The sequence below is a fragment of the Rhizobium sp. Root274 genome, assembly GCF_001429245.1.
Lineage (GTDB): Bacteria > Pseudomonadota > Alphaproteobacteria > Rhizobiales > Rhizobiaceae > Allorhizobium.
In genome coordinates, this window is record NZ_LMJE01000007.1 from 388,880 (window position 1) to 407,889 (window position 19,010).

At 61.8% G+C, this 19,010-nt stretch carries 16 protein-coding genes; 7 read left to right on the top strand and 9 right to left on the bottom strand.

Features of this window, described 5'->3' with window-relative positions; translation table 11 throughout:
* Complete coding sequence (locus ASE36_RS10820) at positions 1-1,113, bottom strand: DUF930 domain-containing protein (RefSeq protein WP_062279145.1); 1,113 nt, start codon at positions 1,111-1,113, stop codon at positions 1-3.
* A 217-nt stretch (positions 1,114-1,330) separates the two neighbouring features.
* Between ASE36_RS10820 and ASE36_RS10825 the strand changes: the two genes are divergently transcribed.
* Entirely contained in the window at positions 1,331-1,570 is a 240-nt protein-coding gene (locus ASE36_RS10825) for a DUF2798 domain-containing protein (protein ID WP_062279147.1), read from the top strand.
* 59 nt (positions 1,571-1,629) lie between these two features.
* On the opposite strand, the gene rpoD is transcribed toward ASE36_RS10825, so the two are convergent.
* On the bottom strand, positions 1,630-3,693 hold the full coding sequence (gene rpoD / locus ASE36_RS10830) for an RNA polymerase sigma factor RpoD (protein WP_062279149.1): 2,064 nt from the start codon (positions 3,691-3,693) through the stop codon (positions 1,630-1,632).
* A 468-nt stretch (positions 3,694-4,161) separates the two neighbouring features.
* Positions 4,162-6,162 carry a DNA primase gene (gene dnaG, locus ASE36_RS10835; protein ID WP_062279151.1) on the bottom strand — a complete coding sequence of 667 codons (2,001 nt, stop codon included), beginning with the start codon at positions 6,160-6,162 and terminating at the stop codon, positions 4,162-4,164.
* A gap of 146 nt (positions 6,163-6,308) precedes the next feature.
* On the opposite strand from dnaG, the gene ASE36_RS22195 reads away from it, so the two are divergent.
* Together ASE36_RS22195 and ASE36_RS10840 are read left to right on the top strand one after the other, a co-directional pair.
* Entirely contained in the window at positions 6,309-6,617 is a 309-nt protein-coding gene (locus ASE36_RS22195) for a BrnT family toxin (protein WP_082511011.1), read from the top strand.
* Between the two features lie 4 nt (positions 6,618-6,621).
* Positions 6,622-6,903 carry a BrnA antitoxin family protein gene (locus ASE36_RS10840; protein WP_320410149.1) on the top strand — a complete coding sequence of 94 codons (282 nt, stop codon included), beginning with the start codon at positions 6,622-6,624 and terminating at the stop codon, positions 6,901-6,903.
* Between the two features lie 55 nt (positions 6,904-6,958).
* Here the strand turns inward: ASE36_RS10840 and ASE36_RS10845 are convergent, their stop codons facing one another.
* The gene (locus ASE36_RS10845; protein ID WP_062279155.1) at positions 6,959-7,411 is read right to left on the bottom strand and encodes a GatB/YqeY domain-containing protein; all 453 of its coding nucleotides are present in this window, start codon (positions 7,409-7,411) and stop codon (positions 6,959-6,961) included.
* Between the two features lie 320 nt (positions 7,412-7,731).
* Between ASE36_RS10845 and carA the strand changes: the two genes are divergently transcribed.
* Positions 7,732-8,937: a glutamine-hydrolyzing carbamoyl-phosphate synthase small subunit gene (gene carA, locus ASE36_RS10850; protein ID WP_062279157.1), complete on the top strand. Its 1,206-nt coding sequence runs from the start codon at positions 7,732-7,734 to the stop codon at positions 8,935-8,937.
* A 35-nt stretch (positions 8,938-8,972) separates the two neighbouring features.
* On the opposite strand, the gene ASE36_RS10855 is transcribed toward carA, so the two are convergent.
* A complete protein-coding gene (locus ASE36_RS10855) occupies positions 8,973-10,376 on the bottom strand; it encodes an MATE family efflux transporter (RefSeq protein ID WP_062281234.1) in 1,404 nt (467 codons plus the stop codon).
* Between the two features lie 285 nt (positions 10,377-10,661).
* Between ASE36_RS10855 and ASE36_RS10860 the strand changes: the two genes are divergently transcribed.
* Complete coding sequence (locus tag ASE36_RS10860) at positions 10,662-11,141, top strand: DUF2938 domain-containing protein (protein WP_062279159.1); 480 nt, start codon at positions 10,662-10,664, stop codon at positions 11,139-11,141.
* 47 nt (positions 11,142-11,188) lie between these two features.
* On the opposite strand, the gene ASE36_RS10865 is transcribed toward ASE36_RS10860, so the two are convergent.
* Both ASE36_RS10865 and ASE36_RS10870 read right to left on the bottom strand, forming a co-directional pair.
* Positions 11,189-12,112 (bottom strand): neutral zinc metallopeptidase, encoded by a 924-nt coding sequence (locus ASE36_RS10865; protein ID WP_062279161.1) that lies wholly within the window; start codon positions 12,110-12,112, stop codon positions 11,189-11,191.
* A 73-nt stretch (positions 12,113-12,185) separates the two neighbouring features.
* Complete coding sequence (locus ASE36_RS10870; protein ID WP_062281237.1) at positions 12,186-12,854, bottom strand: glutathione S-transferase family protein; 669 nt, start codon at positions 12,852-12,854, stop codon at positions 12,186-12,188.
* Positions 12,855-13,025: 171 nt separating this feature from the next.
* On the opposite strand from ASE36_RS10870, the gene ASE36_RS10875 reads away from it, so the two are divergent.
* Entirely contained in the window at positions 13,026-14,051 is a 1,026-nt protein-coding gene (locus ASE36_RS10875; RefSeq protein WP_062279163.1) for a zinc-dependent alcohol dehydrogenase family protein, read from the top strand.
* Here the strand turns inward: ASE36_RS10875 and ASE36_RS10880 are convergent.
* A complete protein-coding gene (locus ASE36_RS10880) occupies positions 14,023-15,564 on the bottom strand; it encodes an amidase (protein ID WP_062279165.1) in 1,542 nt (513 codons plus the stop codon). The genes ASE36_RS10875 and ASE36_RS10880 overlap by 29 nt on opposite strands.
* Positions 15,565-15,767: 203 nt before the next feature.
* Between ASE36_RS10880 and ASE36_RS10885 the strand changes: the two genes are divergently transcribed.
* Positions 15,768-18,146 (top strand): methyl-accepting chemotaxis protein, encoded by a 2,379-nt coding sequence (locus tag ASE36_RS10885; protein WP_062279168.1) that lies wholly within the window; start codon positions 15,768-15,770, stop codon positions 18,144-18,146.
* Positions 18,147-18,230: 84 nt separating this feature from the next.
* Here the strand turns inward: ASE36_RS10885 and ASE36_RS10890 are convergent, their stop codons facing one another.
* On the bottom strand, positions 18,231-18,953 hold the full coding sequence (locus tag ASE36_RS10890; RefSeq protein WP_062279171.1) for a DUF1868 domain-containing protein: 723 nt from the start codon (positions 18,951-18,953) through the stop codon (positions 18,231-18,233).
* Positions 18,954-19,010: the final 57 nt, after the last annotated feature.

Below are 19,010 nucleotides of genomic sequence, written 5' to 3' on the forward strand. Positions count from 1 at the left end.
TCAACTTTCGGGAAAGCCGCGCGCGCGCCACTGCGCCTTCGGCACCGGCTTGCCGACGGAGAGGGAGAAATTCACGACCTCGGTGGCATCGGCATCGACCTCGCAACGCACCGCGATGTTGATCCACTCCCCGTTCACATCTCGAAACGCCGCAAGCTTAACTTCGATGACGTTTCCCTGCTTGAGACGCAGGATCGGGAGGAGATATGGCACGAAAGCGGGTTTGCCGTTGCGCAACTGCTGACTGAGTTCGGTGCCGCAAAGCTGGTCGCCGCGTTCCTGACGAGACAGTCCCGCCATGGCAGTCGACGCCGCTTCATCGCCGGAAATTGCTTTTGAGAACAGCTTCTTGACCTTCCGGGGCACAAGCGCCGCCTCCTGGATCGGCTTCGCTTTTTCGTCCGCCGCAGTCTTGGCCTCGGCAGCTTTTTCCGCCTCTGGTGCCGCCTGAGGCGCAGCGGGCGGGGAAGCTTCCGTCCCCTCGCCCTCGACGGCTTCGTCGGCCGCATCCGGCATAGGTGCTTCCTCGGCAAGCGTTGCCTTCGGCAGTTCGATATCCGGTTGCGGCGTCGCAGCCGCAACCTCGCGCTCGGCCTCCTCCAGTTTTTCCGCTGCCTCCGGCGTCAAACCCGCTTCCGCATCAGTCCCCTTGGAGATCTCCGGCCCGGAATCGTCTTCGGCAAACTTCACCACAGGTCTCAGGACCGGAATCGGCGCCTTTCCGGCATCCGGCAATTTCGGCTGCTCTTGCGCCTGCGGTGACGGCGGTGGCGGGGGAGGCTCGGCTGGCGGCTCTTCGGGTGGTTTCTCCGGCTCTGGCGCAGGCGGCGGTTCAGGTGCGGGCGGTTCCTCCGCTTTCGCTTCCTCAGAAGGCGGTTCTACCTGAGGTGGCTCAGGCGGCGCCACCAACGTAACCTCAACCACCGGCTCTTCGGCTTGCGGCTCCGGCTGGAAGAAGAGCGACAACAGCAGCCCCGCCGCCACCACCACATGCAGCAGCAGCGAGACGGCAAGCCCGGCATTGGGGCGCCACCAGCGTTTCAAGCTCTTATCGACCATTGAGAGATCCATACCGAGGATTGCGGCGAAAAGGGAGGCGTCATCTGATTGCAAGGGCGTCTTTCTCCGGGTAAACGGCGCATTGGCGCCCCGCGACCGGCTTGCACCCTGCTTCAGAATATCGTATCAGATCCCGTCGGCTCAGTTCGTCCGTAAGCGTTTACGTGAGGCAACGCATCCAAACCTGAAATCGTCCCCGACGGGCGTGTTCTCAAAGGTTAGAGATGTGCTTATCCGCCTTCGACGATTTCCATCCCGAAAGTTACATGACATGCAGCTTGCGCGCTTTCCGGCCCGCTTTGCGGGCATCCTTATGCCCTTCATTCTGTCAATCATCATGACCATGGTGGTCTCAGCCGTCGCAACGGTGAAGAACCTCGGCATCGGCCCCAACTTTGTCTCAGACTGGCTTCCCGCATGGGCCATGTCCTGGGTTATTGCCTTCCCCACACTCTTGATGGCTTTGCCGATCACGCGCCGCCTTGTGCGGATGCTGGTGCACCCGGCCTGAAAACTAAACGGCCGGAGCGTTTCCGCTCCGGCCATCAATTCATCGATTTTAGAAGCGCCTCAGCTGTCGAGGAACGAGCGCAGCTTCCTCGAACGGCTCGGATGCTTCAGCTTGCGAAGCGCCTTGGCCTCGATCTGACGGATACGTTCGCGGGTCACCGAGAACTGCTGGCCGACTTCTTCGAGTGTGTGGTCGGTGTTCATGCCGATGCCGAAACGCATGCGAAGAACACGTTCTTCGCGCGGCGTGAGGGATGCCAGAACGCGGGTCGTCGTTTCGCGCAGATTCGCCTGAATGGCGGCATCGATCGGCAGAAGCGCGTTCTTGTCCTCGATGAAATCGCCCAGATGCGAATCCTCTTCATCGCCCACAGGGGTTTCGAGCGAGATCGGCTCCTTGGCGATCTTCAGGACCTTACGGACCTTTTCGAGCGGCATGGCAAGCTTTTCAGCCAGCTCTTCCGGCGTCGGCTCGCGGCCGATCTCGTGCAGCATCTGGCGCGAAGTGCGGACGATCTTGTTGATCGTTTCGATCATGTGGACCGGGATACGGATCGTGCGGGCCTGGTCGGCGATCGAGCGGGTGATCGCCTGACGAATCCACCAGGTCGCATAGGTCGAGAACTTGTAGCCGCGGCGATACTCGAACTTGTCCACGGCCTTCATCAGGCCGATATTGCCTTCCTGGATGAGGTCGAGGAACTGCAGGCCGCGGTTTGTGTACTTCTTGGCGATCGAGATGACGAGACGCAGGTTCGCCTCGACCATTTCCTTCTTGGCGATGCGCGCTTCGCGTTCGCCCTTCTGGACCATGGACACGATGCGGCGGAACTCGGCGATCGAAATGCCGGTTTCGGTCGCGAGGTTCTGGATCTCGCCGCGGATGTCGCGGATCGTGGCGTTTTCTTCCTTGGCGAATTCCTTCCAGCCGCGGCCGGAAAGATTGGCGATCGACTTCATCCAGTTCGGATCAAGTTCCGCACCCTGATACTGCTCAAGGAAGGCTTCGCGCTTCACGCCATAGCTTTCGGCGAGGCGCAGCAGGCGACCCTCGTTCTGCATCAGGCGCTTGGAAATGTCGTAGAGCTGCTCGACAAGGCTGTCGATGCGGTTCTGGTTCAGCGACAGCGACTTGACCGCCGTGATCAGCTGATCCTTCAGCTCCTTGTAGCGACGCTCCTGGCCTGAAGACAGAGTGCCGGCGCAGGCGAGACGCGCCTCCACCTGCTGATCCTGCAGCTTGCGCAGCTTCTTGTAGGTGTCGGCGATGAGGTCGAGGGTTTCCATGACCTGCGGGCGCAGCTCGGATTCCATCGCGGCGAGAGACAGGTTCGATTCGTCCTCGTCCTCTTCCTCTTCTTCCGGCGGCAGGCCCTCCCCGCCCATGGCGGTGATGTCGTCATCGTCACCGGAGGCGGCTTGCGGACGGCGCTTGGCGCGTTCGCGTTCCTTCTCCTCGGCTGCCTTGCGGTCAGCCTCGATCTTTTCAGGGCTCTGGAACTGCGGAGCAGCCTTGGCTTCCGGGCCGGAATAGGTGGTTTCGAGATCGATGATCTCGCGAAGCAGCGTCGTGCCTTCGTTGAGCTCGTCGCGCCAGATGATCAGCGCCTGGAAGGTGAGCGGGCTCTCGCAGAGGCCCGAGATCATCGTCTCGCGGCCAGCCTCGATGCGCTTGGCAATCGCGATTTCGCCCTCGCGCGACAGAAGCTCGACCGAGCCCATTTCGCGCAGATACATGCGCACCGGGTCATCGGTACGGTCGGTCGGCTCTTTCTTCTTGGCGGTCGCGACGGCAGTGCCGGCGGAAGGCGCAAGTTCGCCGCCCTCGCTTTCGCCGTCTTCGTCGTCATTGTCTTCGGCGGCCGCCGGCTCGTCGGCGTCTTCATCTTCGATGACGTTGATGCCCATGTCGGAAAGCATCGCCATGGTGTCTTCGATCTGCTCCGAGGTCACTTCCTCAGACGGCAGAACCGAATTCAGTTCATCCATGGTGACATAGCCGCGCTTCTTCGCGGCCTTGATCATCTTTTTGACCGCGTCATCGGAAAGATCGAGAAGCGGACCGTCCGTCGCGCCGTCGCGTTCGCCGTCGGCTTCTTCGTTTTCTTTGACTTTCGATGCCATTTATCTTGTCGCTTTCCCTGACGTCTGATCATGCTGCGAACCGCCGGACGGATGGGAGAGCCGACCACTCACCCGGGCGTATCGCTTGTCACTGACCTAACGGAGTGTTGCTTAATTCCTGATTAACTATGGGCATTGCGGTCGCAGCGCCGAACCTTCGATTGTCTGCATGACCTATCATCATACCAGAGACCCGTCAGAACCCACGTCACCCTTGTGTGCTTGAATTGGTGATTCCCACAATTTTTCCTGGCGTCAAGCTCTTCTGCAGCAGATACGCGGAAAATCAACAAAACAAGCCGTTCAACGGCGTCTTTATCACCGATCTTCGCAGATGTAGGACGCCAGCCCCTGGAAACAAGAGGGCCGGCACGGCGCGAGCAGCAGATTCGACACGACGCTGAAGGCCAAACACCTTCCCCCACGCTAAAATGCGGCGCAAGGAGACAGCGAGCTGGATCCAAACCGTCAGTGGTGCCCGGTGGCCGCTCCCTTCACCCGGCCCGACATCACGCCAAAACCATCGATGATCGCTTCCTGATTTTCCATCCGCGCAACTTCTGACTGCACCTCGTGCAGCGCGCTGATCAACTGATCGATGCGCTCGGCATCATCTGCTTCCGTCGCCTCCGCGACTTCCCGTTCCAATTCCTTGCGCTGACGCTTCAAGGCCCGTGCCCGCTTGTAGAGCGACAACGCCTGGCGATAGCCCTCGCGGGCATCTTCGGCGGCCGCGATCTCGGTCGCGGTCCATAGCCGCGCATTTCGGATCTGCTGGTCGAGCGTCCTGAGCAGCGTGCCATGGCCATGCACCTCCAGCTTGCCGATCAGCACCTCACGGCTGAGGCCATGATCGGCCTCCGCCACCGCCGTCAGCAGCGACGACCAGAGTTTCTGCAGGGCCGCATTCTCGAATTCAATCGCAGCGATCTCGTCATACTCGTCTTCGAGCAGAGTCGGGTGGTTGACGATGGTCAGCGCCAGCACCGTCTCCCGAAGGGTTGGTTGATCCTGATGCCCGCGCACGAGGCCGGATCGTGCGAGCCGATCCGAAATCGCACCACGCCCGGCTGCAACCGGCCCGGGCTGGCGCCCGCCAAACCGTCCCTGTCCGCCCTGCCCCTGGCCGCGCCCATTGCCCTGATAGTTGCCGCGTTCACCGCGCTGCGGCTGGCTGCCCTGGAAGAAGGCATAGAGCCTGTCGCGAATATCCTGCTGGTAATGCCGCCGCACATTTTCATCGGCAATGACCGTCACCACCTGCTTGAGCTTGGCCTCAAGTTCGGCGCGCTTTTCCGGCGTATCGAAGACACCACTCGACACTTCCCGCGTCCAGACCATCGCCGCCAGCGGCTGGGCTTCGGCCATGACCCGGTCGAAGGGCGCGCGGCCGTCATGCTTGACGAGATCATCAGGATCCTTGCCATCGGGCAGCATGGCAAACCTTACTGACTGCCCCGGCTTCAGATGCGGAAGCGCAATATCAACGGCGCGAAACGCCGCCCGCTGCCCTGCTCCGTCCCCGTCGAAGCACAGGACCGGCACCGGCGTTGTCTTCCACATCAGTTGCAACTGGTTTTCGGTCAGCGCCGTGCCGAGCGGGGCAACCGCATTCTCGATCCCCGCCTGATAAAGCGCGATCACGTCCATATAGCCTTCAACGGCAATCAGCGTTTCAGCACCGTCCGCCCCCTGCAGAGCCCGGCGGGCGCGGGAGAAGTTGTAGAGGACATTGCCCTTGTGAAAGAGTTCGGTCTCGTTCGAATTCAGATACTTCGCCATGGCATCCGGCGACATGGCACGCCCGCCAAAGGCGATCACCTTGTCGCGCGACGACAGGATCGGAAACATGATGCGATCGCGAAACCGGTCGTAGGACACCGGGATTTCCGGGCCGTGCACGACAAGCCCGCAGGCCTCGATCTGCTCCTTCGGCACACCCTTGCCCGCCAGATACTCCTTCAGAGCGTTGCGGCTTTCCGGTGCATAACCCAGTCGAAACGTCTCGATCGTCCGGCCGGTCAGGCCGCGCTCCCGCAAATAGGCCCGCGCCTTGGCGCCGCTTGCCGTCTGCAACTGGTCTTGAAAGAACTGCGTCGCCATTTCCATGACGTCCTGCAGCGTGGTCCGCTCCTTCTCCCGCCGCTCCGCCTGCGGGTCCGGTTGCGGCATGGCGATGCCGGCCATGTCAGCCACCTGCTGCACAGCCTCAATGAAGCTCAACCCTTCCAGATCGGTCAGAAAGCGGAAATGATCGCCCGACACACCGCAGCCGAAGCAGTGGTAGCGGCCCTTGCGGTCCTCGCAGTGGAAGCTCGGGCTCTTCTCGCCGTGGAACGGGCAGCAGGCCCAGTAATCCTGCCGCGAGACGTTTGTCTTCTTGCGATCCCAGGTCACACGGCGGCCCACCACGGCCGAAATCGGCACGCGGTCACGGATCTCGTCGAGGAAGTCGTTGGAAAAGCGCATCGGTCACCTGAATTTATGATCTTCATATAGGCGGGGATGGCGGGCGGCGCCAAGGCTTTCGCGCGACTTACCCGCTATTCACAGCCGTTGATTCCAATGACGATTGTATATACAATGGATTCTGTCAGCTTCACGGACCCCAGCCGATGCGCAGTCTCGACGATATCCCGCAGGAGGAATGGGCGTTCGAGTGGGACGAGGCCAAGCGTCGAACCAATCTCGAAAAGCATGGCATCGACTTTCCACGTGCGACCGATGCACTGAAAGGGCCACGCCTCGACATGCACTCGGAGAGAAGTGGCGAAATGCGAACACTCGCCATATGTCCGGACACCCTGAGACTGATCGCAGTGGTCTTCATCATGCGCGGCGAAATTTGCCGCATCATCTCAGCAAGAGCGGCACACGAAAATGAACAAAGAAAATATCGTCAGATATACGATCAAAGAAATTGAGGAGATGATCGCTCGCGGTGAGGACCAAACCGACTGGGCACGCGTCGATGCCATGACCGACGAGGATATCGAGCGCGCCATGCGCGACGATCCCGACTGGCAGGACTTCATGGACATCGACTGGTCGAAGGCCAAGATGGTAATTCCCGACAAGAAGAAGGCGATCTCCATCCGCCTCGACCCGGATATCGTCGATTTCTTCCAGGCAACCGGCAAGGGCTATCAGACCCGCATCAACGCGGTCCTGCGTCACTTCGTCGACGAGCAAAAGCGCTTGAAGGGCTGAAACGCAAGACGCCGCCCGAAGGCGGCGTCAAAATCGCGCAAGGTGAGGTTCCAGTCTACTTCAACAGGTCCTTGACCACGCCGGATGCCTTGCCGAAATCCATCTGGCCGGCATAGCGCTCCTTGAGCGTGCTGATGCACTTGCCCATATCACGCAAGCCTTGCGCGCCGGTTTCGCTGATCACCGACTGGCAGATCGCGCGCACCTTCTCCTCCGGTATCTGCTCCGGCATGAAAGATTTGATGATCTCGATTTCCTCGAGCTCCTGGGCGGCCAGCTCGGGACGGGCATTTTCCGAATAGATCCGGGCGGATTCGTCCCGCTGCTTGATCATCTTCATCAGGATCTGCATGATTTCGTCATCGGTCACCGGATCCTTGCCGGTGCCGCGATGGGCGATGTCACGATCCTTGATCGCCGTCTGAATCAAACGTACCGTCGAGGTCCGCCTGACATCCTTGGCCTTCAGGGACTCTTTCATCGCATTGGCGAGTATATCGCGTAGCATTGTTTTCTCCGCGGAAAAGCCGGGGCGGACGATGGAAATTGTGGCTTTTCCTTGTTCGTGGTTGCCTTCTCATATCCAGACAGTTTCCGCAGTGCAAACGAATTGCACAAACCATTGAAATGGCTTGAGAGAAATCCGTGAGCCGAAGACACTGACGAATTGACCTCGTCGATCGATCCGTCTATTGCTCGGCACCTGCACGCAAATTGTCATCAGGGCTTGAAACCGCGCGTCCTCGCGCGCCCTCGATCTGCAACATAGATGGCCCTGCGACCCTGCCTCGACAAGAGGGCCGGGGCGCGGGCGAACAAGGAACGACCATGACCGCGACAGCTCCCTGGACAACCCGCAAGCCGACCGCCCTCCTCGTTCTCGCCGACGGCACGGTTATCGAAGGCCACGGCATCGGCGCAACCGGCAAGGTTCAGGCGGAAGTCTGCTTCAACACGGCCCTGACCGGCTACGAGGAAATCCTGACTGACCCCTCCTATCTCGGCCAGATCGTCACCTTCACCTTCCCCCATATCGGCAATGTCGGCACCAATGACGAGGACATCGAGGACCTGACACCCGCTGCCCGTCACGGCGCCGTCGGCACGATCTTCAAGGCCGACATCACCGAGCCCTCGAACTACCGCGCCGCCTCGCACCTCGATGCCTGGCTGAAGAGCCGCGGCGTCATTGGCCTCTCGGGGGTCGACACCCGCGCGCTGACCGCCTGGATCCGCGAAAACGGCGCACCGAATGCCGTTATCGCCCATGACCCGAACGGCAATTTCGACATCGAGGCCCTGAAGGCTGAAGCCAAGGCCTGGAGCGGCCTCGAAGGCCTCGACCTCGCCAAGGTCGCGACCTCGGGCCAGTCCTCCGTCTGGAGCGAAAAGGACTGGAGCTGGACCGAAGGCCACACCACGCTCGGTGAAGCCGACGCCAAGTACCACATCGTTTGCGTCGACTTCGGCGTGAAGCGCAACATCCTGCGCCTCTTCGCCGGCCTTGACTGCAAGGTGACCGTCGTCCCCGCCACCACCTCGGCGGAAGATATCCTGGCACTCAACCCCGACGGCGTCTTCCTGTCGAACGGTCCTGGCGACCCGGCCGCAACCGGCGAATATGCCGTGCCCGCGATCCAGAACCTGATCAAGTCGGACAAGCCGCTCTTCGGCATCTGCCTCGGCCACCAGATGCTGGGCCTGGCGCTTGGCGGCAAGACCGAAAAGATGCACCAGGGCCATCATGGCGCGAACCATCCGGTGAAGGACTTCACCACCGGCAAGGTCGAGATCGTCTCGATGAACCACGGCTTCGCGGTCGACTCCAAGTCCCTGCCGGAAAGTGTTGAAGAGACTCATGTTTCGCTCTTCGACGGCACGAATTGCGGCCTGCGCCTCAAGGGCAAGCCGGTCTTCTCCGTGCAGCATCACCCGGAGGCATCCCCCGGCCCGCAAGACAGCCACTACCTCTTCCGCCGCTTCATCAACATGGTGCGGGAGACCAAAGGCGAACCGGCACTGGCCGAGCGCTGAGACGTATCAGGCAAAGCGAGATTGGCGGCCCGGGTTCATCCCCGGGCCGTTTGCATTTCATGCCGGACCTTCAGGTAAAAGCGCAGGCATAGCATGACGGCAGCGCTCGCCAGCCCGACGACAAAGCCGATCCAGATGCCGATACCGCCGACGCCCAGCGGAAATGCCAGCAGCCAGGCCAGCAGGAAGCCGATCGGCCAATAGGCGATCAGCGCCATGATCATCGGCACGCGCGCGTCTTTGAGACCCCTGAGGAGCCCGCTTGCGATTGCCTGCAGGCCATCCACTAGCTGAAAGATCCCGGCAATTCCAACCAGCGGCCCGGCATAGGCAAGTACATCCGTTGCGTCGGGCGTATGCTCGTTCAAGAAGGCACCGGCGAGCAGATGCGGGATCGCCATGAACAGGATGCCGCCCGTGAGAGACAGGATTGCCGCAATCCCCGTCACGGTGATCGCCGCCCGCACCAGCTCCGCATAATTGCCCCGCCCATGCGCGACCCCGACCCTGACGGTCGCCGCCTGTGACAGACCGAGCGGGATCATGAACGCAATCGAGGCAAGCTGCAGCGCAATGCCATGGGCCGCCAGTTCGATCGTGCCGATACGCCCCATCAGCAGCGACGCGCCGGTGAACAGGCTCACCTCAGCCAGCACGGTGACACTGATCGGCAAACCCAATTGCAGAACCTCGCGGAACGCCTGCCAGTCCGGCCGCCAGAAGCGGACGAAGAGTTCATAGCGCTTCGTCTCCTCCCGCGTCTGCAGATAGGACACCATGGCAAGAAAGCTCACCCACTGGACAATGACGGCGACGATGGCCGCCCCCGTCATGCCAAGCGCGGGAAAATCGAAATGGCCGAGCACCAGGCAATAGGCGAGGATGGCATTCAGAACCAGAATACCCAGCGTCACCCAGAGCACGATGCGCGCCCGGCCGGTCGCACTCACCAGTGCCCGCAAGACGGCAAAGAGCAGCGCCGGCAACAGGCCGAACTGGATGATCCGCACGTAGCCCGCCGCAAGTGCTGCCACCTCCGGCTTCTGGCCGAGCGACAGGAGAATGGCTTCGGCATTATAGAACAGCGGCGCCGTCAACAGCGTGTAGAGGATCGCCACCCACATGCCCATGCGGATCGACCGGCGCACGGAGATCACGTCACTGCGTCCATAGGCCTGCGCGACCATCGGGATGACCGCCATCGAGAAGCCGGAGCCGAAGATGAAGATCGTGAAGAAGAACTGCCCGGCTAACACCATTGCGGCAAGCGGCACGGCCCCCAACTGCCCGACGATCACCACATCCGTGGTATGAATGCCGAGCTGCGCCAGCTGGGCACCGATCAGCGGCACCCCGAGCGACATCGTCGCCCGGACATGCGAAAGCCAGCTGCCGGCAACGGTAGAAGGATTGGCGTGGGAAAAAGCGGTGGCTTGCATGACGGGCATCCGAACGAAAAAAGCCGCTTCCAGACAGGGGCTGGTCGCGGCATGTATAGGAGCGATAGGAGAAGCCCTCACAACCGGCAAGCGGAATTCACCACTGTGCAATTTAATTCGTCAAGACTTCACATAATTTGATGAAATTTGAGGCAGACAGCGCTCTGCTCCTTTCACCGATGGTGATCACGTGGCTCTCAGTGGGAAAACACCAGAGCCTCTTTCCTGCGGCCCCACCCTACGCCTATGCTGCCATCGATACTCCTCTTAGAGAACGGCTTCCAAATGTTTGAATTGATCTGGCGCGGCGTCATCATCGGCGCGGGCGCAACCGTTGCGATGGACCTCTGGGCCATCCTGCTCAGCACGTTCTTTGGCCAACCGAAAGCGAATTGGGCGCCAGTCGGTCGCTGGTTCTATCATTTGAAGAACGGCAGGGTCTTTCACGAGAGCATCGCAGACGCAGCCCCCTATCGCCACGAAATGGCGCTCGGTTGGATCAGCCATTATGCCGTCGGCATCCTCTATGGCGTGGTGCTCGTTCTGATCATGGGCCCGCAATGGTTGGCGCAACCGACTTTTCTGCCGGCCTGGATCTGGGCCATCATCACCGTCGCCGCCGGATGGTTCCTCCTCCAGCCGGGGCTTGGCATCGGCTGGGCCGCCTCCAAAACGCCGAACCCGAACAAGGTCCGCGCCATGAACCTCATTGCCCACACGGTCTTCGGCCTAGGCCTCTGGCTGACGGCCCTTCTGATCCGCTGAACGCGAAGACCGGCGCACTTGAAGGCCGCCGGTCTCTTGTCGCCGCCTCAGATGTTGCCCGAGAACGTATCGCAGGCGCTGACATTGCCGCTGTCGTAACCGCGCTTGAACCATGTCATGCGCTGGGCAGAGGTGCCATGGTTGAAGGCATCCGGCACGACATAGCCCTGGCTGCGCTTCTGCAGCGTGTCGTCGCCGATCTGCTGAGCGGCATTGAGCGCCTCCTCCAGGTCCCCGTTAGACAGAATGCCCTCCTTGTCGGCAGACTTGGCCCAGATGCCGGCGTAACAATCTGCCTGCAATTCCACCCGCACGGACATCTGGTTGGCCTCGCGCTCACCCATCGCCTGTCGCTGGCGATTGAACTCCGGCAACACGCCCGTGAGGTTCTGCACGTGATGGCCAACCTCATGCGCGATCACATAGGCCTGGGCGAAATCGCCGGCGGCGTTGAACTGATCGGACAACTGCCGGAAGAAGGCGGTGTCGAGATAAACCTTGCGATCGCCAGGACAATAGAACGGACCAGTGGCGGAGGAAGCCTGACCGCAAGCAGACCGCGTCGTCCCGTCGAACAGAACGAGCTTCGGCTCCTCATAGGTCTCGCCGGACTGCTTGAAGATCCCGTTCCATGTCGTCTCGGTCTCGGCGAGAACCGTGCGGACGAAGGCCGTCATCTCGTCATTCGCCGGGCCGGCAGGTCGGCTGCCGACCTGTTGCTCATAGCCGGATCCACTGGAGACATTGCCCTCGCTCAGCACCTGGAGCATGTCGATGCCCATGGCCTTCAGCACGAAATAGATGACGGCGAGAAAGATGATGGTGCCGATGCTGAGGCCACCGCCCCGTCTCCCGCCCATGGGGATCTGAATGCCGGAGCGACCAAACGGGTTGCGACCGAAGCCACCCCCGGAGGATTGCCCCCGCCGATCCTCAATATTGTCCGACTGACGACGGCCCTTCCATTCCATGATGTTCCCCTCTCCGGCTGTTGCCGTCGTCAACGCCATATCAGCTTAAAGCGTTCCATCGCGTCATCAAGCTTTAGCTGTTGGAATAGCCGTATTCCCCGCCGCGCCCCAGCGCCCGCTGATAGGCGGGACGGGCTCGGATGCGCTCCATCCAGCCGCGAAGCGCTGCTTTGTCCTGTCCCTTGTCGATGCGGGTCATGCCGGCCTCGACCGGAAAACTCATGGCGATATCGGCTGCCGAAAACTCCTTCCCCGCAAACCATCCCTCCTTGGCGACTTCCGCAATCCAGAGCGACAGGTGATCGGAAAGTTGCGGATCGATCAGCTTCGTCGCCACCCCTTGAGCGATCATCTTTGCCACCGGCCGGATGAAGAATGGCACCTGCCCCGGAATGCGCGCAAAGATCAGTTTCATCACGAGAAGCGGCATGGCCGAGCCCTCCGCATAATGCATCCAGTAGCGATAGCGCAGCCGCGCATCCGTGCCCTCCGGCGGACGCAAGCTCTCGCCGCCGTAGGTCTCGATCAGATACTCCATGATCGCGCCGCTTTCGGCGATGATCCGGCCGCCATCCTCGATGACAGGCGACTTGCCGAGCGGATGGATCGCCTTCAATTCCTCAGGCGCCCTGTACTCTTTCGTCCGGTGATAGACCTTGACCTGGTAGTCGAGACCCAGCTCCTCCAGCAGCCACAGGATGCGGTGCGCGCGGGAATTGTCGAGGTAATGCACAGTGATCATCGGAAAGCGTCCCATTGGCAGAGACTTGCCTATCTAGCGCCGGCAAGTCGATCCGTCGACCGCAAGCGCCGTGTTTTGCATCCGCCCACCCCATCAGATTTATGGATTGGCAGCGCTTTGTTCCACATGCAAGTATCGCCCGGGGGCGATTCAAGTTTGGAGGAGAATTCAATGAAAGCCATGCGGCTCGAGGGTGTCGGGCAGTTGTTCACGCGCGAGGTGGACAAGCCGATGCCCGGACCGGAGGATCTGTTGGTGCGCGTCGAGGCCTGCGGCGTCTGCGGCACCGATCGTCACCTGTTCCACGGTGAATTCCCCTCGAAGCCACCCGTGACGCTCGGCCATGAGTTCTCCGGCATCATCGAGGCCATCGGACCGCAGGTCAGCGGCTTTGCTATCGGTGATCGCATTACCGGCGATCCGAACATCGCCTGTGGCCGCTGCAGCCACTGCGTCAACGGCCGGGTCAATCTCTGCCGCAATCTGCAGGCGATCGGCATCGCCCGTGACGGCGGTTTTGCCGACTACGTGATCGTGCCGCAGAAACAGGCCTTCCTGCTGCCTCCAGATCTCAACCCGATGTTCGGCGCCTTCTGCGAACCACTCGCCTGCTGCCTGCACGGCATCGACCTTTCCGAGATCAAGGCGGGCTCCTCCGTCGTCGTGCTCGGCGGCGGCGTGATTGGCCTGCTGACCGTGCAGCTCGCACGACTTGCCGGCGCCAGCACCGTCATTTTGTCCACCCGTCAGGCCTCGCGCCGCGAACTCGCAGAACAGCTCGGCGCGACCGGAAGCGTCGATCCCTCGGCATCGGATATCATCGAAGCCATCACTGGCCCGGCAGGCCTTGTCCCCGGCGGGGTCGACGTGGTGCTCGAATGTGCAGGGGTCGGCGAGACGGTGCAGCAGGCGATGAAACTGGTGCGCCCCGGCGGCACCGTCGTCATCCTCGGCGTCATGGCCCAGGGCGAAAAGATCGAGATCGAACCCTTCGACCTGCTCTTCCGCGAGGTGAAGGTTGTCACGTCGTTCCTCAACCCCTTCACCCATCGCCGGGCCGCCGATCTGATCGCGTCAGGCACGATCGAAGTTGAGCGGCTGATTTCTCGCAAGGTCTCGCTCGATGAGGCTCCGGCGGTTGTATCCAACCCGCCGGGCCGAGGTGAGGTCAAGGTTCTGGTGGTCCCGGGACTGTAAAGCTTGCAGCGGAAGGTGTGCCCGCGCTTAAAAGCGCGGGCCGCCTGTCCTTCCAGGGCCGCGCCTGCTCCAACTGTCCGGCAAGCGAATACAGCGTCTCCTCGTCGGCAAAGCGGCCAACAAATTGCATGCCGATCGGCAGCCCCTCCTTCGACCAGCCAATCGGCACCGACATCGCCGGCTGCCCGGTGACGTTGAAGACAGGCGTCCACGGAATGAATTCGAAGGTCTGCGCCGCCAACTGCTCGGCAATGCCGAGCTTCTTCAACAGCCAGCCGCCGCCAACATAACCCAGCACATTGAGCAGCGCCTTTTCCGCAGCAGACGGCTGCAGCGCCCCGATTTTCACCGGAAGCGACGAGAGCACAGGGGTCATCAGCACGTCGTAACTGGTGAAGAAGCCTAAGACCGAACGGCTGGCAAGTTTGAGATAGCGGTGTGCGGCAACCAGCTCGGCCGCCGAGAATCCATCTCCGAGCAGCCCCATTCCGAACGACGACGCGTCATAGTCAGCCGGGCGGATACTGAGACCAAAGGTCTTCGCTGTGAATTCGATATCGGCCCGCAACTCGCCGGCCAAAGCAGTGAGAAACGCCATCGAGAAGGCCTCACGGTCGACCGGCGGTGCGGCCTCCACCACCTCGTGCCCCAGATCCGTCAACAAGGAGACGGCCTCATCGAAAGCCGCAAGAACCTCCGGCGACACCGCCTTGCCCAGCATAGGCGCCTTGGAGACGGCGATTTTCAGTCGCCCCGGCATCCGGGAGACGGCTTCGAGATAGGACCCGGCGAACACCGGCAGCGGATGCGGCGATCCGACATCCGGCCCATGGGTGGCATCGAGCACGGCGGCACTATCGCGCACCGAGCGCGTCAGCACGTGTTCGACGGCAAAGCCCGACCAGGCTTCCCCGATGAACGGACCGGCAGGCGTGCGGCCTCGCGTCGGCTTCATCCCGAAGATACCGCAGGCTGAAGCAGGGATGCGGATCGATCCGCCGCCATCGCCACCCGATGCGATCGGCACCATGCCGCTTGCAACCGCCGCCGCCGATCCACCAGACGAACCGCCGGGCGTGCGGCTCACATCCCAGGGATTGTGTGCCGGCCCGCTTGCGCCTGACTCGGTATAGGGTGTCAATCCGAATTCCGGCGTGTTCGTCCGGCCGGCAATCACAAGGCCCGCCGCTTGCCAGCGCCGAACCAGCTCGCTGTCGCCCCGCGCCACCTGCCCTGCCCAGAGACGGTTGCCATTGCCTGTCGGCACGCCGTCGATCTGCGCCAGGAGATCCTTGACCAGAAACGGGACGCCAGAAAGCGGTCCGTCGCCCACTCCGGCGGCAAGGCGATTGCGGGCGCGCTCAAAGAGCGGCCGCACGACGGCATTGAGCGAAGGATTAACCGCTTCGATCCGCGCAATCGCGGCCTCCAGCACTTCACCGGCAGACACGTCGCCGCGGCGGATCAGCTCCGCCAGTCCAAGCCCGTCGTAGTCAGCGTAAGCCTGAAACATCTCTCCCCCCGCCGTCATCTCAGTTGCGCCACCATCGGGAGAAACGCTCATCCTGACAAGGGCGCCGGCAACATAACCGTTCAGTCGAATATAAAGGACTACTTAACCATCGACGGGTAGATTCCAGCTTGGATTCGGCTGCGCGCCGATACGGCGACGCCTGCCGTCGCCATGCTGATAAAAGGCTAATAAGGGAACGGCCCATGCTCTTCAAATCCGCCACGAGCCGGAACATCTTTTCCACCGTCGGGCTCGGTGTCGTCACCACAATTGCCGTTGCCGCAACGCTGCTCGGCCTCACCTATGGCCACATCCGCAGTGCCGGTATCAACCAAATGCATATGGCCGCCTCCAATGCCGCAGCCGAAATCGAGCAGAGCCTGCGCGTTGGCCACCAGATGGTCGAGGGCATGGAAACCGCGATCATGGCCCTGCGTGCCAACGGGCAGGCCGATCGCGCCACCGTCATGGCCGTGATGCAGCAGGCATTGGAAGCCTATCCCGGTTCGATCGGCGTTTCGACGGGCTGGGAGCCTGACGCTTTCGACGGCAAGGACAAGGATTTTGTCGGCAAGCCGGCCCATGACCAGACTGGTCGTTTCGTTCCCTATATTTACCGTGCCGGCGGCGCCATCAAGACCGATGTGCTGCTCGACTATGACAAGCCTGGTATTGGCGATTACTATCAGTTGCCGGTCAAGACCGGCAAACCGGCCCTGCTCGAACCTTACATCTATCCGGTGGATGGCAAGGACGTCCTGATGACCACCATTTCGGTTCCCGTCTTCGATGCGGGCAAAGCGGTCGGGTATGTCGGCGCCGACATCGATCTCGACAACACCGCAGCCGATCTGGCGTCCAACCGTCCGCTCGGTGATGGCTATATCGCCCTCCTCTCTTCTGCCAACGCCTTTGTCAGCCATCCGGAGAAGGATGTCATGGGCAAGGCACTCAAGGACAGCGGGGTCGACGTCGCAGGTTGGCAAGCCGTCCTGAAAACCCCCGGCACGGTGGGGACCATCACGGACAAAGACGGCGTCGAGCGCATGGCAATTGCCGTTCCGATCGAACCCTTCGAAGGGGCAACGTGGAAGGTCGTGGTCGCCGTCCCGAGCGCAACTGTGCTTGGCGCCCTCACCCAGACCGTCTGGACCTCCGTCCTCGTGATCGCCGGTGCCACCGTCTTCCTAGTCCTCGTCGGCTGGCTGCTCGCCCGCGGCTTCATCGGCCGCATCAATCGGGTCATCGATCAGACAACCCGCATCGCTTCGGGCGATCTCAACGTCGAACTGACGGACAAGGAACGGGGCGACGAGATCGGCGACCTCTCGCGCTCACTGGGCATCCTCCTGGAGAGCAACCGCAAGAAGGTTGAACTGGAAGCAGAGGCCCAGGCCCGCTTCGAGCAGGAAGAAATCGAACGCGTCGAACGCTCCAAGGGGCACAAGGCGCGCGAAGAGGAAATCCGCTTCGTCGTCGACGAACTGCGCGCCGGCCTCGCCCGTCTCTCCGACGGCGACATGACCGTCCGCCTGGAAAAACCCTTCTCGCCGGCTCTCGACGAGATCCGCGGCAACTTCAACGATTCGATCGAAAAACTGCGCGCAGCCCTCGTCTCCTTCAGCGAAAACGCGACCACCATCGAAAATGGCTCCAACGAAATCCGCGCCGCCGCAGACGATCTCGCCCGCCGCACCGAACAGCAGGCCGCCTCCGTCGAACAGACTTCGGCCGCCCTGTCGCAGATCACCCGCTCGGTCAAGGAATCGACCCAGCGCGCCGAGGATGCCGGCCTGCAGGTCAGCCGCACGAAGGAAAGTGCCGAGCATTCCGGCGAGGTGGTGCGTTCCGCGATCGACGCCATGAGCGCGATCGAGCAGTCCTCGCAGTCGATCTCCAACATCATCGGCGTCATCGATGAAATCGCCTTCCAGACCAACCTGCTCGCCTTGAACGCCGGTGTCGAAGCGGCGCGCGCCGGTGAAGCCGGCAAGGGTTTTGCCGTCGTTGCCCAGGAAGTACGTGAACTCGCCCAGCGCTCGGCCAACGCCGCCAAGGAGATCAAGGGCCTGATTACCGCCTCCGGCGACCAGGTGAAGCATGGCGTCTCGCTCGTCGACCAGACCGGCGAAGCGCTGTCGGCCATCGTCGCCGAGGTTCAGCAGATCAACACCAATGTCCAGGCAATCGTCGAAGCCGCTCGCGAACAGTCGACGGGCCTCCACGAGATCAATGCCGCCGTCAACATCATGGACCAGGGCACCCAGAAGAACGCCGCCATGGTCGAAGAGACCAATGCGGCTTCGCATACGCTGGTGTCGGAAGTGCAGTCGCTGTCCTCGCGTCTCGCTCAGTTCAACCTCGGCCAGGCCTCGGCCAACCGACAAGCCCCCGCCCATTCTGGCGCAAACAGCAGCCCATCGCGCTCGGCGTCGCCCCACACCCCCGCCTCCGCACGCCCGGCACCAGTTGCCGCAACCGCGCGTCCGGTCGCATCTCCCGCCCGCGCGCTCGCCGGAAAGATCGCCTCCGCTATGGGCGCCAAACCGGCCCCGAGCGGCGCGGAATGGGAAGAGTTCTGAACTCCCCAAGCGCAACCGATGACGAAAAATGGCGGGCTTCCCCGCCATTTTTTTGCAGCCGCGAAACGTCGATCCACCTCGATGCTAGGCCTGGGGCTCCAGCACCAGCAGTTCCTCGAAATGGTTCATGTCCTGGAAGCTGCAAAAAGCCGGCGGCCTGAGCGAAAGGATCGGTGCCCGCTGGCGGATCTCCGCGACCACCTCTTCCAGGAACGACTGCCAGATCATCATCGTCTCGTCGTCGAAGCGTTCGATCATGTAGGCAAAGGTGATGTGGAAGGCATAGGCGTCGTGGTCGGGATGGCGATAGCCGAGCAGATCGGCCAGCCGATCACGCCACGCCCTAAGGCCAGCCCGATCCGCCTCCGTCACACCCGTAAGCGTCAGCCCGTTCGGCGTCGCCTCGACGACCTGCATCTGGAATACTGATCCCGGCTCAAAGCCAACAAATCGGTCCATGAAGATCGCCGTCATATCGTCGATCGGTGTTTCCAGCGGCACATCCTCCGGCCAATAGGGCAATTGACGCCTATATTCGATGACACCCTGGAACAGCGTCATGTGCAGGCTGGATTCGGCCGTGAAGGCAAGGTGCTGACCGCCCGGCATGGCACGATAGCGCCCGCGGACCTCCTGCAACACGGCCTCCGTCTCGGACGCCGGCAGCAGGTGGCAGACGATCGTATTGCCCGGCTCCGGCAGGAAAATGCCGGCGGCATTGTAGCGGGTGCCCAGATGCGGAATTGGCTTCGGATTCAAGCTGCGGGAAAATGGTGCGAGGTTTGGCGAAAGCGTGGAAAGCGTCATGGCGAGGTTCCGGTGGCATCTGACGGGTACCTAGACCACCCGCACGAAACTCCTGTG

Bases quoted from the DNA above. Each gene is read 5' to 3' on its own strand.
- ASE36_RS10860 (WP_062279159.1), top strand. From the start codon at position 10,662: ATGTTTGAATTGATCTGGCGCGGCGTCATCATCGGCGCGGGCGCAACC.
- ASE36_RS10855 (WP_062281234.1), bottom strand. From the start codon at position 10,376: ATGCAAGCCACCGCTTTTTCCCACGCCAATCCTTCTACCGTTGCCGGC.
- ASE36_RS10845 (WP_062279155.1), bottom strand. From the start codon at position 7,411: ATGCTACGCGATATACTCGCCAATGCGATGAAAGAGTCCCTGAAGGCC.
- rpoD (WP_062279149.1), bottom strand. From the start codon at position 3,693: ATGGCATCGAAAGTCAAAGAAAACGAAGAAGCCGACGGCGAACGCGAC.
- ASE36_RS10865 (WP_062279161.1), bottom strand. From the start codon at position 12,112: ATGGAATGGAAGGGCCGTCGTCAGTCGGACAATATTGAGGATCGGCGG.
- ASE36_RS10840 (WP_320410149.1), top strand. From the start codon at position 6,622: ATGATCGCTCGCGGTGAGGACCAAACCGACTGGGCACGCGTCGATGCC.
- ASE36_RS10825 (WP_062279147.1), top strand. From the start codon at position 1,331: ATGCAGCTTGCGCGCTTTCCGGCCCGCTTTGCGGGCATCCTTATGCCC.
- ASE36_RS10890 (WP_062279171.1), bottom strand. From the start codon at position 18,953: ATGACGCTTTCCACGCTTTCGCCAAACCTCGCACCATTTTCCCGCAGC.
- ASE36_RS10870 (WP_062281237.1), bottom strand. From the start codon at position 12,854: ATGATCACTGTGCATTACCTCGACAATTCCCGCGCGCACCGCATCCTG.
- ASE36_RS10880 (WP_062279165.1), bottom strand. From the start codon at position 15,564: ATGTTTCAGGCTTACGCTGACTACGACGGGCTTGGACTGGCGGAGCTG.
- dnaG (WP_062279151.1), bottom strand. From the start codon at position 6,162: ATGCGCTTTTCCAACGACTTCCTCGACGAGATCCGTGACCGCGTGCCG.
- ASE36_RS22195 (WP_082511011.1), top strand. From the start codon at position 6,309: ATGCGCAGTCTCGACGATATCCCGCAGGAGGAATGGGCGTTCGAGTGG.
- ASE36_RS10885 (WP_062279168.1), top strand. From the start codon at position 15,768: ATGCTCTTCAAATCCGCCACGAGCCGGAACATCTTTTCCACCGTCGGG.
- ASE36_RS10875 (WP_062279163.1), top strand. From the start codon at position 13,026: ATGAAAGCCATGCGGCTCGAGGGTGTCGGGCAGTTGTTCACGCGCGAG.
- carA (WP_062279157.1), top strand. From the start codon at position 7,732: ATGACCGCGACAGCTCCCTGGACAACCCGCAAGCCGACCGCCCTCCTC.